The organism is Microbulbifer epialgicus (assembly GCF_041447265.1).
In the GTDB taxonomy this organism is placed as follows: Bacteria; Pseudomonadota; Gammaproteobacteria; order Pseudomonadales; family Cellvibrionaceae; genus Microbulbifer; species Microbulbifer epialgicus.
Window position 1 is genome coordinate 1 of the sequence record NZ_JBGMEK010000030.1, and the last position, 14,422, is coordinate 14,422.

The window sequence follows — 14,422 nt, forward strand, 5'->3', positions numbered from 1 at the left end:
AGGCATCCACAAACCAACGGCATCTGTGAGCGCTTCCATAAAACCATTCTACAAGAGTTCTACCAGCCTTCATTACGCCGGAAGATCTATGGATCAATAGAAGAGTTACAAAAGGATCTGGACGAATGGCTCACATATTACAATAATGACCGTACCCATCAGGGTAAAAAGTGTTGTGGCCGCACTCCGATGGCAACACTTGAAGATGGAAAAAGCACCTGGAAGGAAAAACTCGTAAACTGAATTTGACCTGACAAAGCACCTTCTGAAAAACCGGTAACTGTCAGATCAAGTCTGAACTACTACATCTAATCTAATCCAGTGAATAGCACTTTCTAGTTTCGCCCCTTCTTACGAAAATAAATTCGGTAAAGCCTCATTATTGGGCTGCTCGTCATTTTGATTAACTTGCTTGAATAGTTTTTCTATCAAAGCTTTTACTTTCTCAATTTGCAGTGGGCTTTTAGGTCTTTGATAAAGGGCCGAGCCTAACATTTTCTGTAACTCAAAGAGCTCTTCGATATCGAGCTTTTGAGCCGTTTCGCTCAAATTGTTGCCTTCGGCTTGGGGGTAGCGAGATCGAAGCCAGCTCATCAGCGCCTGCTGAATAAGTAGCGGATCCTCACTTTCAACAGCCCTTCTTAGCTGGCTTTCCTGATTGCCTGGAGGTTCTTGGCTTTTGTTAGGGATCAGCTGTCTTTGACTGACGTCAGTGCGTCTTCTTTGAAAAAAGTACAGCAACCATAGAATGTGGGAGGCTAGGGCAGCTACCGCCAGGTTCCGCCAGAAGTGGTCCTGCTCCTGCAGGGTTGTTGTGGTGCCAGGTACCAGCGTGGGTAGGTTATGGGGTTCTTGCTCAGTAGGACTCAGCACAGCTGTGCCGCTAACTTTAAAGCGGAAAGCGGGAAGCTGCGTAGCTCGTTGTCTTTTGCTCTTGGTATCCCACCAGGTAATCGTAACGGCAGGCAGTTGGAAGTCTCCGGGCTTGGTTGCGACAATTGCTGTGGTTTCGATACGGCTGCCGGTAACGCCATTTGGGCCGGCCTGGTCTTCCTGCTGAGGTTGGTCTGGATAGGTCTTGAGCCCTTCCACATCAAGCTTGGGCAGTGGTGGCAATTGTGCTGCACGCAGGCCCTCTGCGCGAATGGTAAGAATGCGGGTAATGGGTTCGCCAACAGTGAAGGTGTCGGGGTCTTGGCTCCAGCTCTGCACAATGCCCAGGCTTGCAGCGGGGAGCCAGTGGGCGCCGCTATAGCTCTCTGGCTTGGGGAGTACTTCTACCGTTTTTGCCTGTGAGCGCAAGCGCAGGCGCTGGCTGTTCCGGTTAAATAGTGAAAAAGGGTCCCTGCGCCCGGCTATAGCGACGTAGGTTAGCGCGGGAATGGAGAGCTGGCCAGAACTGTCTGGGAAGATAGCGTAGGTAAGCTCATAAACTGAATGGCTAACGCCGTCGAGCCTACGCTCGTAGCGTTGTTCGTCTACCTTTTCAACGTGTGCGCCAGCGATTTGTAACGGCTCTGTGGCAATATCATGCAGGCCAATGGTGGTATACAAGCGCACCTTAACCAGCAACTGCTCCTGGACATAGACGCTGTCTTTATCCAGTTCTATCTCCAGGAATGCCTTGCGGCTAGCGCTATCAGGTGAGCTGCCGGCCTCACTGACGGTGATGGGAATTGCATCGGATACCTGGTCTTTATAGTGGAGGGAAGGTATAAATAGGTTCCCTTCACGCTTGGGCGCGAGCGTGAGCATCCATTCCACAAAGCTTTCCGCACGGCCGTTGATTACGCGATATTGATTCGATTGCTGTCGTGACAGGATGTCAAAGTCTTGCTCTAAAAGCTCAAAATCAGGCTGTCCGCCGTTTTGATCGCCAGAGTACCGCAGGCGCAGATTCAGGGTCTCATCGATACCGATCTTATTTCTGTCGACACTGGCATTGAGGTCACTTGCCCGGACACCACCACAGATGCCGAGCAACAATAAAATAAGGAGGAGTAAGTGAAAGCCAGGTCGGCTTATTGCTCCATTAAGCGCGTGTTGTTTATTGTAGTGTCCCATTAACTTTCCTGAAATTAGTGCACCAATAAAACCTTGCAAGTTGAGTTGCTTGCTTACCATCTCTGAGTTGCGCCATTTTCGGGAGGTTCCCATTCCCCGCTGCGATAAGCCCGGCGTCTTTGCAGGCTTTCATATTTGAATTTCTCACGCATCAGGCCAGCTGGATCATCTGGGATTTGCCGAAGCCACTGGTCGAGTGCCTGCTGAGTTTCCGGGTCCAGGGGGCTTTCTTCAGCGTTTGTTGGTTGCGCCTGCTGCTCCTGTTCCTTTTTCTGCTCGTTTTCTCCCTGTTGGGCTTGTTGAGGTTGCTCTTGCTGTTTCTCTTGTTGCTCGCCTTCGGAAGGCTGTTGCTGTGTAGACTGTTCCTGCTCCTCCCCGAGCTCTTGATCTGAGGATTGAGGCTCACTGGCAGAAGGTTGCTGCTGGTTTTCCTGTTGCTGGTCCTGCTGCTGTTGCTGCTGTTGCTGCTGTTGTGTCCCGGATTGCTGCTCCTGCTCTTGCTGTTGCTCCTGTTGCTCTCCAGATTGTTGCTGGTTTTGCTGCTGTTGCTGACGCTGCTGCAGTTCCTGGAGTTTCTTGGCGATATCCCGGTTGTGCTGGGCATCCGCAAACTGGGGGGTCTGCTTGAGGGCTTCTTCGTAGGCTTCAATTGCCTGATTGTAGTCGCCTTGCTGAACCAAGCTGTTGCCAAGATTATAAAGTCCCTGGGGGTCAGCGCTTTGGGCGAAATCCTCTTGGGCAGCAGCGTAGTCACCGGCGCGATAGTGGGCAGTGCCGCGCCATTCCGGGTTGCGGAATGTCCCCGCTGCTTCGCCGGGCTCCCCTTCCTTTAATAGCTTCTGACCCTGTTGGTCTTTGCGCTGCCATAGGTCCTTCCATTCGAGGGCATGGCTTTCGTAAGGGAAACCGATCAACAGTGTCAAGGGTAGGGCGCAGGCCAGTGCTCCGCGTCGGAATAGCAGGGCAGCAAAGGGTAGAATAAGCAGTATTATCAATGGCCCTTCATCGCGCCATTGGTCGAATTCCCTTTCGGTTAGCTCCGCCTGTTGGGGGCTTTCTGTATGAGGAAGAAGGTGTTCGATATCTGAGTCATTCACAGTGATTTTTGCATAGCGGCCGCCACTGTCCTCGGCGACTTGGCGAAGTTCGCGTGGATCAAAATTTGAAATAACAATCGCTCCGCTGCTATCAGTGACAAATCCACCGCTGTTACCCCGTGGAATTGGACTACCCTCGCCGCTACCCACCGCAAGAATACTGAGCTTGACTTTGGCATCTGCCAGGGATTTTGCCACGGCATCCGCTGCCATGGGTGCAATACCATCAGTGACTGCGAGTATTTGACCCTGCCCTGCGGCACCATCTTTCAACAGTCGAATGCCGGTTGTTATTGCCATCTCTATATTGCTGCCCGGTACCGGCATAATTGCAGGGGAAAGGGCGGGGACCAAATTGGCAATGGTGGCGGTATCCTCGGTCAGGGGTGTGACTACATGGGCCTCCCCGGCGTATGCGACCAGTGCGGTCAACCCGTCTTGGCGCTCACGCAGAATATCGAGGACTTTTAACCGTGCGCGGGTGAGGCGGTTGGGTGGCAGGTCTGTGGCCATCATGGAAGGCGACAGGTCCATCAATATGACCAGGGCATCTTGGTTGCTGTAGACCGGTGTTGGCAGCTTTCTCCAGGTTGGTCCGGCGAGGGCGAAAATCATCGCCGCCAAAAGTGCAAAGATCAGCACAAAAAGCCATGGACGCCGAGTTCCGCCGCGCATCAACAGGTGTGGTAGCAGTTCCGCATCAATCACTTTTTGCAGTTGAGCGCTATTGAGGATGGTCTTGCCCAGCCCCCAGCAAAGTAGTGCGGCGGGAATCAGTAGCCACAACCAGTGAGGGCGTAGAAAGTGGAATGACTGGAGTAGGTCAAGTGTGCTCACAGGGCCTGGCCTCCATTGGTAACGCTCTGGCGGTTTCCGTTTTGCCTATGCCGCATATTGACGGCGAGAGGTGCTGTGGCCCAGATGCCTGCAAGCAGCAGGGCAATGCCCAGGGGCCATATAAACAGGGATTTCAATGGGCGGTAACTTTCCTCTTCTTGCTCCACTGGTTCCAGCTCATCCAACTCGGCATAAATTTCTGCCAGCTCCTGAGGGCTGTGTGCGCGGAAGTAGCGCCCGCCGGTTTTATCGGCGATAGCCTGAAGCGTTTTGCTATCCAAATCCCTTGAAGGGTTGATCCGGCGGCTGCCATAGCGGCTGCCGAGCAGTCCTGGTTGGACCATCTCTTCGGCGCCGACGCCAATGGTGTAAACAGTAATTCCGGCCTGTTGCGCCAACTCTGCTGCCTTGAGTGGTGAGACTTCTCCTGCAGTGTTGGCGCCATCGGTCAGCAGAATGAGTACCCGTTGATCAGCTGGGCGTTGGGTGAGGCGTTTTACCGACAGGCCTATAGCGTCACCAATAGCCGTGCCCTGGCCGGCGAAGCCAATCTGCGCCTCGTGTAATAATGTGCCCACTGTTTCCCGATCGTAGGTAAGTGGCGCTTGCAAGTAGGCGCGGGTACCGAAGAGAACCAGGCCAAGGCGATCCCCCTTGCGGCGCTCAACAAAATCCCCGACAACCTGTTTTACCGCGTTAATGCGCATGGCAGGGCGGCCGCCCAGAAGCATATCGGGAGTTTCCATACTGCCGGAAATATCCACCGCTACCAGAAGGTCGCGGGCACTGCTTGTCTGGGTGATTGGCTCACCGTACCAGCGTGGGCGGGCGGCGGCACCGATAAGTAGCAGCCAGATCAGAATGAGCAGTAGTAGATTGAGGTAATTACTTTGTTCTCCACCACTGCGCTGGGACAGTTCTGCGTAAAAGGGCACTTTTAGTGCGCTGCTCAGCGGCTTTGCCCTCGGCAATAGCCAGCGTATCAGTAACGGCAGTGGTGCGAGAAAAAAAGCCCATGGCCAAGCGAATTCAAACATCGGCAGCCTCCTTCCCCATAGATGCAGAAGGGCTGTCGAGCTGAGGACTGTGCCCTTTTACCCAGGCAATAGCGTATTGGCACAGTGCGCTATTGTTTTCAGGGTCGGACGTTCCTCTATAGAGTTGCTCAAGTAAGGCATTGCGGGCGCCTGGGGGGCACTCCACAGGTGCACTGCTCTGCAGGAAGTTCAGCCATTGGGAGCCTGTGAGGTTTCCACAGCGGGCTCGCCCAAAGGTGGTTACGGCCACACGCTTGAGAATTTCATTCATCTCGGCAGTTGCGGTTGGCCGGTTTATATCCACCGCCTCAAGCAAGGTAATGGCCTCTACACGGTAGCGATTGCGGGCGGCTTTTTTGCGCTGGCGCCAGACTAATAAGTAGGCTCCTATTAGGCAAATCACACCCAGTAAGGCAAGAATCCACCATCCCGGTGCCGGTGGCCACCAGCTCACGGGCGGGGGTTCCTGAATGTCATGTAACTGCGCCAGTAGCTCCTGGGCCTCAGGTGAGGGGGTGGGCAATTGTTGCTGCTTTCTCAGCACGATATTTCCCCCAGTGGCCTAGCCCCCTCTATTGCGGAAAGGAGTCCGGGCGTCAAAAACAAAATTACTTCTTTAACCGTCACAACTACTGCCTTTTGTTTTTATGCCAACCATTTTGTTGGCGTGAACCGTAGAATGACATTAATTCCGAAACCAGGAGTTTGGTGTTGTCGAAATCCAGCAGGGGCAGGCGGTGTCGACGGCAAAGTTGTTCAACATCCGCTCGTGCCTGAGCTTGTTTCTCTGCGAAATGTTCACGCAGTGGTCGATTTCCCGAATTGAGAAATGTACGTTGGCGGCCATCGGAAATAGTCAGTGATTGGGTGGGTAGCTCTAGCTCCAGGGGGTCCGTGACTCTGAGTACCTGCAGGTCGGTATGTCGGGTCAGCAAGTAAAGAGATTGCGAGCAGTGCTCATTGAGGTCGTGGCAATCACTGATTAAAAACAGTGCGCTACCCGGGCGAGCGATACGTCGCGCCTCTTCCAGTAGGGTCTTCATGGGTTGGCTGCCGTTTTCCGCTACCGGGTTGCGCAGCTCTGCCGCCCTGGCCACAGTACTGTGAATCATAGACAGGACAGCATGGTGGCTGCGCCGGGGCCGGACTGTGTCGATTTCCCGGTCGGAAAAGAGTAGTGCGCCAATGCGGTCGCTGTGCTGGAGCCCGGTCCAGCCCAGCGCGGCGGCAATGCCGCTTGCGGTAACTGATTTGAATGCGCGGTGGCTGCCGAAAAACATTGGTGATCGTAGATCCAGAAGGATAACGACAGGTCTTTCCCGTTCTTCCTGATAGAGCTTGGTGTGAGTCTTGCCGGTACGAGCGGTTACACGCCAGTCAATAGAGCGAACGTCGTCGCCAGCCTGGTAATCGCGCACCTCTTCAAAATTCATTCCTCGCCCGCGGTAGCGGGTGAGAAGGTTTCCGGCTTGATCACTTTGCACCAAGCGTGGCTTGAACAGCTGCAACTGGCGCGCGATATAACGCAATTGCACAAGGGGACTTACCTCGGGGTAAGCCCCACGTAAATCCAATTCCGTTGTGGGAGTTGCCGTGTGCATCAGATGGCCGGCACTTGTTGCAGTAGTCGCTGTATTACCTGGTCGGTTGTTATACCGGCGGCTTCTGCTTCAAAGCTGAGTAGTAAACGGTGGCGTAGAATGTCAGGCGCCACATCCATGACATCGTCGGGTGTTACATAATCGCGTCCAGCGAGCCAGGCCCTCGCACGAGCGCAACGGTCGAGAGCAATGGTTGCACGCGGACTTGCACCAAAATCTAGCCATGATGCCAGCTCGCTGTCATACTTCGCCGGCTCGCGTGTAGCAATGACAAGTTGGACAGTATAGGTTTCTACAGCTTCAACCATCTGCATTTCCAGAATCTGGTTGCGGGCCTGGAAAATAGTTTCTTTATCGATGGTATCGGTGGGGCGATTTTCGCCAAGGCTAGCCTCGGATCTGGCCAGGCGCAGGATTTTTGCTTCCGCCTCTGCGTTAGGGTAGGCAAGATTCACCTGCATTAGGAACCTATCCAGTTGCGCCTCAGGCAGAGGATAAGTTCCCTCTTGCTCAATAGGGTTTTGGGTGGCCATCACCAAAAATAATTGCGGCAGCGGATAGGTCTTGCGGCCTACACTGATCTGCCGCTCAGCCATGGCCTCCAGCAGTGCCGACTGTACTTTGGCTGGCGCGCGATTTATCTCATCGGCCAGGATCAGGTTGTGGAATACCGGTCCGGGCTGAAAATGGAACTCTCCGGTTTCCGGCCGGTAAATGTCGGTGCCGGTAATATCTGCCGGTAGCAGGTCTGGCGTAAATTGAACGCGATGGAAGTCCCCCTCAATAGCTTCGCCCAGTGTTTTAATGGCCTTGGTTTTGGCCAGGCCCGGAGCGCCCTCCACCAACAGATGGCCGTCTGCAAGCAGGGCAATCAATATGCGATTGACCAACGTCTCCTGGCCGATAATTTGCTCTTCCAGCCATTGACCCAGTTTGATGATGCGATCTCTGATATTCCGGTTTGCTTCCATAGCGTCTCTTCTTATGCGATTGCTCCAGCTCTGTCGATTTGGCTGGCTATCTACCATCTTTTATATATAGTCGCCGCCAAAGAGGTGGGGCACGTTGATTTTAGCGGCGTCAGATGAAGAGGCAACCACTGAACACGCGCACTGTTAATAAGCGACATATTTTCGAGGAGGCTGTAGTGCCCCTTCGAAGGCTAACTGAAAGTGTAATTTTTTGGACTCTCTCCTGCACCTATCAGGGGATGAGATGACGATCTTATCGGATCTACAGTCTTTGGATCCGGTGTGACAAAAATGAGATTGGGAGGTTCCCCGTGAATATGGCGACGGTGATTACCGATAGCCGTGATGAGTTGGTGACACAGATTTGTGAGCTGATTCGCGATAAATTGGCATGTGAGGCTGAGCCTGTAGTAGCTTTTGCGCAGCAGTTCTTGCACCAGTATCCGCTGGAGGATCTGGAGGGCCGGCGCTTGGTGGATGTTTACGGTTGCATCTACTCCTGGTGGAACTTTATCCAGCAACGCTCTGACGATTTACCCAAGGTGCGCATTTTCAACCCGCGCCTGGAAGATGATGGCTGGGAGTGCTCACACACAGTTATCGGCATACTGGTGCGTGATATGCCTTTTCTGGTGGATTCCGTGCGGATGGAGATCAACCACAGAAATACTGTGATCCACTCCATCAAAAGCACTGTATTGCACCTGGAGCGCAATGCCAGTGGGAAGCTGAAGCGCCTGTTGCCATCAAACGAAGAATCCCTGGGACAGCCCGCCTCTACAAAGGGGTACAAACCAAGTAAAGGCTCGAAGCTATTCAACGAAGCCTTGATTTATATCGAAGTAAATCATGACACATCTGCGGAATTTGCTTCCAGCCTCACGACGGCACTGAAGGATATCCTCGGTGATGTTGAGCTGGTAGTTGATGACTATGCGCCGATGCTCGAAACCTGTAGTGCCATGGAAGGACAGTTAAAGGCCGGGCTCTCTGAGGATGATACAAACCTGCTGGAAACCTGTGCCTTCATGCAGTGGATGCGCGATGGCAACTTCACCTTTCTGGGCTACCGGGAGTATGAATTCAGCCAGGTAGGCGATAAAAAGATCCTCAGTGAGGTGGAAGGCCGGCGTTTGGGGATTTTCAAAAAGTTGGAGGAGGCGGCCGCACCTATGCCGGAAACCGCCTTTAGTGAGGGCAAGCAGCGCTTTTACCAGGGCCCTCATTACCTGACCTTTGCCAAGTCCTCGGTAAAATCCCGAGTGCACCGCAGTGCTTATTCCGATTACGTTATGGTTAAGCGCTATAACGCCGAGGGTGAGGTGATTGGCGAATCGGCCTTTATGGGGCTTTACACCTCTCCGGTGTACACAGAAAGCCCGGCCAAGATACCAATTATTCGTCGCAAGATGGCATCCATTATCGAATCCAGTGGACTGTCCGGCCAAAGCCATGACGGTAAGGCACTGCGTCGTATTCTGGATACATTTCCTCGCGATGAGCTTTTCCAAGGCAGCACCCAAGAGCTGTTTGATGTAGTTATGGGGGTGCTGAGCCTGAATGAGCGAGCGCACATCCGCTTGTTTATGCGCCGTGACCCCTTTGGCAAGTTTGTTACCGCAACGGTATATGTGCCCAGGGAACAATTCAGCAGTAGTGTGCGCGAACTGATCTGCTCTCACATTTCTAAAGCCATAAAGGCCAAGGATTCGGACTTCACGACTTTCTTCTCTGAATCTATCCTCGCGCGGGTGCATTTTGTTTTCCGCGTCTCACGTGACGAACCTGTAAAAATAGATGTGGCGCTGTTGGAGGCGCAGATTGTGGATATAACCCGCTCTTGGGAAGATGTATTTCAAAGATCATTAATTGAAAACAGTGGGGAAGAAGAGGGCAATCGCCTGTTCCGCATTTATGGCCGTGCTTTCCCGGCAGGTTACCGCGAAGATTTTGAACCGCGCATCGCCGTTCAGGATGTAGCCGCTATCCAAGGGCTCAATGAAAATAATCGCGTGGCCATGAGCTTTTACCAGCCGGTTGGCGCTGCTCAGGGCAGCCTGCGCTTTAAAGTGTTCAACTGGGGCAGTGGTCTTACCCTCTCCGATGTAATCCCGGTACTGGAGAACCTAGGCCTGAGGGTGATTGGCGAATTCCCCTACACCATTCGCCCGAGTGGTAGCACTGATGTATGGATGCACGAATTCCATTTGGAGTTTGGCCTGCCCACAAAAATTGACGCTCAGGCATCCCGTGGATTATTCCAGGATGCCTTCGCGGCCATCTGGAGCCATACCGCCGAGAGTGATGCCTTTAACCGCCTGGTGCTCGCTGCAAGACTAAACTGGCGTGAAGTTTCCATGCTGCGCGCCTATGCACGCTACCTGAAGCAAACCAAATCCAGTGCCAGCCAGAGCTATATTGCAGCGACTCTGGCCCATCACGTGGAAATCACTCGTAATCTTGTGGCACTGTTCCGAGCATTGTTTGATCCCCGCCTCAGTACTGGCAAGCAGGAACAGACCCGGGTTGAGCGCTTGATAAGCAAAATTCACGACGGGCTCGACAGTGTTGACAACCTCAATGAAGACTTGGTGCTGCGCCGTTACCTCGAACTGATCCTGGCAACACTGCGAACCAATTTTTTCCAGACCGATGCCGAAGGGCACCCTAAGGATTACATCTCAATTAAGTTCAGTCCTCGGGATATTCCTGGAATTCCTGAACCGCGTCCTGAATTTGAAATTTTTGTGTATTCACCGAGGGTGGAAGGTGTCCATCTGCGTGGCAGCAAGGTGGCACGTGGCGGCCTGCGCTGGTCGGATCGTCTAGAGGATTTTCGCACCGAGGTGCTGGGGCTGGTGAAGGCGCAGGCGGTCAAAAATGCGGTAATTGTCCCCAGTGGTGCCAAGGGTGGGTTTGTCGTGCGTCGCCCTCCGGCGGATGGCAGCCGCGAAGCCATGATGGAAGAGGGTATCGCCTGCTACAAAACCTTTATTCGAGGTTTGCTGGATATCACTGACAACCTGAAAGATGGTGAGATAGTTCCACCACAGCTGGTTGTGCGCCGGGACGATGATGACCCCTACCTGGTAGTAGCCGCCGACAAGGGCACCGCAACTTTTTCCGATATCGCCAATGGTATTGCCCAGGACTATGGTTTTTGGCTGGGAGATGCTTTCGCCTCTGGTGGCAGCCAGGGATACGATCACAAAAAAATGGGGATTACCGCGCGCGGTGCCTGGGTATCAGTGCAGAGACACTTCCGTGAAATGGGGGTGGATGTTCAGAAAGAAGAGTTTTCTGTCATTGGTATCGGCGACATGGGTGGCGATGTTTTCGGTAATGGCATGCTGCTGTCCAGGCATATTCGCTTGAAGGCGGCATTCAACCATATGCACATCTTTATCGATCCCAGCCCCGATGCCACCAGTAGTTATGAAGAGCGCAAGCGCCTGTTTGATCTGCCGCGCTCCAGTTGGCGAGATTATGATCGTCAGCTGATTTCCAAAGGGGGAGGTATCTTTGAGCGCCGCGTCAAGGCAATCAGGATTTCCCCGGAGATGAAAGAGGCTTTCGATATCAAGCAAGATCAGCTCACTCCCAATGAACTGATCAGTGCATTGTTGTGTGCGCCGGTGGATTTGATCTGGAATGGCGGTATCGGTACATACGTTAAGGCCGGCACTGAGTCTGATGGTGAAGTAGGTGACAAATCCAATGATCACTTGCGCATCAATGGTCACGAGCTGCGTGCCAAAGTTTTTGGTGAGGGTGGCAACCTGGGCATGACCCAGCGTGGGCGAATTGAATACGCTCTCAATGGTGGCCGCTGTAATACAGACTTTATCGATAATGCAGCTGGTGTGGACTGCTCTGACCACGAGGTGAATATCAAGATTCTCCTCGACAAGGTGGTGGCAAATGGAGATTTGACCGATAAGCAGCGCAATCAGTTACTGCACGGTATGACCGACTCGGTCAGCGAACTGGTACTGCACAATAACTACGACCAGACTCGCGCGCTAAGTGTTGCTGAATATCAGGTGTCCAAACGTCTGGATGAGTATCGTCGCACTATCAACACCCTGGAAGATGAGGGGCGGCTGAATAGGGCACTGGAATTCATCCCTGACAACGAGCAAATTTCTGAACGGGTACACAAGGGCCAGTCCCTAACCCGTCCGGAATTGTCGGTGCTGATTTCTTACGTGAAGGTAAAATTGAAGGAAGAGCTGCAAGTAGCGGAAATCACCAATAATCCCCGTATGCGGGAAGCTGTGGAGTCTGCCTTCCCGGCAGAGCTGGTGGAGCGCTACCAGGGACAGGTGTATGAGCATCCGTTGGTGCGCCAGATTGTCTCCACTCAGGTGGCCAATGAAATGGTCAACAGCATGGGGATTACTTTCTTTAACCGCATTAGTACTGCCACTGGTGCGGATGTCAATGATGTCACCGCAGCGTACGTTAGCGCCCGCGACGTCTACAAGATGCCGGAATTTCAGCAGCAGTTGGCCAAGCTGGACTACAAGGTTCCAGCTGAACTGCAGACTGAGCTGTTGAACGCCATGATAGGCCGTGTGCGCCGCGCTACCCGCTGGTTCCTGCGCAACCGCCGCAGTGAGTTGGAGCCGGCTAATAACTGTGAGCTGTTCCAGACATCGGTGCAAAGGGTGATCAAGGCACTGCCCAAGGTTCTGAGCGGGGCTCCGCTCGATGAGTGGGAGCAGCGTTACCAGAAGCTGTTGGAGGCGGGGGTACCCGAATCCCTGGCAATGTTGTCCGCATCGCCTACCTATCTCTATTCAGCATTGGGAATCTCTGAGTCTGCCCGTGCCAGTGGTAAGCCGGTGGAAGAAGTCGCCACTGTTTACTTCAGGCTCTCGGATGAATTGAACCTGCACTGGTTTGGCAACTTGATAGTGGACCTGCCGGTGGATAGTTTCTGGCAGGCCCAGGCGAGGGAGACCAGCATGGATGATTTGGACAGCCAACTCTCGACCCTTTCAGTGAATATTATGCGCCTGGCTAGTGGAGAAAATTTGGACGTAGATAGTGCAATGTCCCGCTGGAGCGCTATCATGGCGCCTGCCATTCAGCGTTGGCACAATATGATTGCTGAACTGAAAGCTGCTGCCGTGGGTGATTTCGCGATGTTTACTGTAGCGTTGCGTGAGTTGATGTATCTCGCCCATGCGACAGCGGATCGCGAAAACCTGACGGAGTAAAAAAGTTAGGTTTGCGACGGGGTCACCCAGGGTGTCCCCGTATTGAAATGCTGAATTACATTATCCCGTTCGTTTGCTTCTGGCGAGCGGTTCCAGTCTCCATGTAAGGAAAGGTATGTATTCGACTCTGCGTAAAGCACTGTTTGCGCTCGATCCCGAGCGGGCCCACCACCTCTCACTGGATGCAATCGGTGCCGCTGAGCGCCTCGGTCTGATGTCTGTGTTCAACAAGCCAATAGCCCATGACCCGGTAGAGCTGATGGGGCTGACCCTGCCCAATCCTGTGGGGCTGGCGGCTGGGCTGGACAAGAACGCACAGGCCTTCAATGGGCTGGGTGCTCTGGGTTTTGGTTTTGTGGAGGTGGGAACTGTAACTCCCCGACCGCAGCCGGGTAATCCGCTGCCGCGGTTGTTTCGGCTGGAAGAGGCCGGTGCGATTATAAATCGTATGGGTTTCAACAACCTTGGCGTCGATTATCTTATTCAGAGGGTGAAGCACCGTCGTTACAAAGGCGTACTCGGTATCAACGTCGGTAAGAATTTCGATACACCGGTTGAGAGGGCCGCAGACGACTACTGCCTGTGTATGGAAAAAGTTTATCGCTATGCCGACTACATTACTGCCAATGTGTCCTCACCCAATACCAAAGGCCTGCGTGACCTACAGTTTGGTGAAAGCTTGAATCGCTTGCTGGGAAGTATTAAAGACAAGCAGATGCAGCTGGCACAAAAGAGTGATCGCTATGTTCCTGTGGCGGTTAAGATTGCCCCGGATATGGAAGGGGACGCCATTGTCCAGATTGCCGAAGCCCTGTGCGAGTACAGTATTGATGGCGTGATCGCGACCAATACCACCATTGATAAGACGGCGGTATCCAACTTGCCCCATGGTAGTGAGGAGGGGGGGCTCAGTGGCAAGCCACTACAGGAGCGCTCTACCCAAGTGATTACGCAGTTGTCCAAGGCACTGGATAAGCAGATCCCGATTATTGGCGTTGGCGGTATTTTTGACGGCGACAGTGCAGCAGATAAAATCCGGGCCGGTGCAACCGCAGTGCAAGTCTATACGGGGTTTATCTACCGGGGGCCAGAGCTGATTCGCGAAGCGGCAGAAGCTATTGCCCTTGAACGCCGCCGCACTGGAAGTGCTTAGTGCCCTGTTGAACTCTGTGGAGGTATAAGCCAGTCGATAGTTGCGAGATATTGCGAGAATCAATTATTGGTTGAAAGTAGAAAAGCGCACCGAGATTTGGCGCGCTTTTCTTTTTTTAGGTTCGGCTGCGGTAAAAACCGAGTGATGCCCGTGCTTTAAAGTGTGCTCCAGCCATCCGGGTATTGAATATCTGTGGAAACTGCTCCATAGATCTCCAGTTTTTGCGCCTTGGTAATCCTGTCAAAACCATTCCAATAGTCTTCCCGGCCTTCACGCCAGCCATTGACCCACTCCTGATGAGGGTCACTTTCGATAAAAGGGCAGCTGTCAATGGATTTATTGTTCAGGGCAGCCAAATAGCCCTTGTAGAAGGCCCTGTCAGCGTGATTACGTTTTTGGCGTCTCATCAATACGGCACCTCTGCTTGTAGATGTACG

Annotated in this window: 10 protein-coding genes; 3 read left to right on the forward strand and 7 right to left on the reverse strand. The window is 53.2% G+C overall.

The window, feature by feature from the left end:
* On the forward strand, window positions 1–243 hold a 243-nt coding region (locus ACCI49_RS13615; RefSeq protein ID WP_371838516.1), incomplete at its 5' end, for an integrase core domain-containing protein.
* Window positions 244–351: 108 nt separating this feature from the next.
* Here the strand turns inward: ACCI49_RS13615 and ACCI49_RS13620 are convergent.
* From ACCI49_RS13620 to ACCI49_RS13645, 6 genes are all read right to left on the reverse strand, one after another.
* Window positions 352–2,064 carry a BatD family protein gene (locus ACCI49_RS13620; protein ID WP_371839563.1) on the reverse strand — a complete coding sequence of 571 codons (1,713 nt, stop codon included), beginning with the start codon at window positions 2,062–2,064 and terminating at the stop codon, window positions 352–354.
* A gap of 53 nt (window positions 2,065–2,117) precedes the next feature.
* Window positions 2,118–3,998: a VWA domain-containing protein gene (locus ACCI49_RS13625; RefSeq protein ID WP_371839564.1), complete on the reverse strand. Its 1,881-nt coding sequence runs from the start codon at window positions 3,996–3,998 to the stop codon at window positions 2,118–2,120.
* Window positions 3,995–5,035 (reverse strand): vWA domain-containing protein, encoded by a 1,041-nt coding sequence (locus ACCI49_RS13630; protein WP_371839565.1) that lies wholly within the window; start codon window positions 5,033–5,035, stop codon window positions 3,995–3,997. The genes ACCI49_RS13625 and ACCI49_RS13630 overlap by 4 nt, the downstream gene beginning before the upstream one ends.
* Window positions 5,028–5,579: a DUF4381 domain-containing protein gene (locus ACCI49_RS13635; protein WP_371839566.1), complete on the reverse strand. Its 552-nt coding sequence runs from the start codon at window positions 5,577–5,579 to the stop codon at window positions 5,028–5,030. Before ACCI49_RS13635 ends, ACCI49_RS13630 begins: the two co-directional genes overlap by 8 nt.
* A gap of 85 nt (window positions 5,580–5,664) precedes the next feature.
* Window positions 5,665–6,636, reverse strand: a complete 972-nt coding sequence (locus ACCI49_RS13640; RefSeq protein ID WP_371839567.1) for a DUF58 domain-containing protein — start codon at window positions 6,634–6,636, stop codon at window positions 5,665–5,667.
* Window positions 6,636–7,607, reverse strand: coding sequence for an AAA family ATPase (locus ACCI49_RS13645; RefSeq protein ID WP_371839568.1), 972 nt, complete (start codon window positions 7,605–7,607; stop codon window positions 6,636–6,638). Before ACCI49_RS13645 ends, ACCI49_RS13640 begins: the two co-directional genes overlap by 1 nt.
* 317 nt (window positions 7,608–7,924) lie before the next feature.
* Here ACCI49_RS13645 and ACCI49_RS13650 point away from each other — a divergent pair, with 317 nt between their 5' ends.
* Window positions 7,925–12,832 (forward strand): NAD-glutamate dehydrogenase, encoded by a 4,908-nt coding sequence (locus ACCI49_RS13650; protein WP_371839607.1) that lies wholly within the window; start codon window positions 7,925–7,927, stop codon window positions 12,830–12,832.
* 115 nt (window positions 12,833–12,947) lie between these two features.
* Entirely contained in the window at window positions 12,948–13,985 is a 1,038-nt protein-coding gene (locus tag ACCI49_RS13655; protein WP_371839569.1) for a quinone-dependent dihydroorotate dehydrogenase, read from the forward strand.
* Window positions 13,986–14,140: 155 nt separating this feature from the next.
* On the opposite strand, the gene rmf is transcribed toward ACCI49_RS13655, so the two are convergent.
* Window positions 14,141–14,392, reverse strand: coding sequence for a ribosome modulation factor (gene rmf, locus ACCI49_RS13660; RefSeq protein WP_371839570.1), 252 nt, complete (start codon window positions 14,390–14,392; stop codon window positions 14,141–14,143).
* Window positions 14,393–14,422 lie beyond the last annotated feature (30 nt).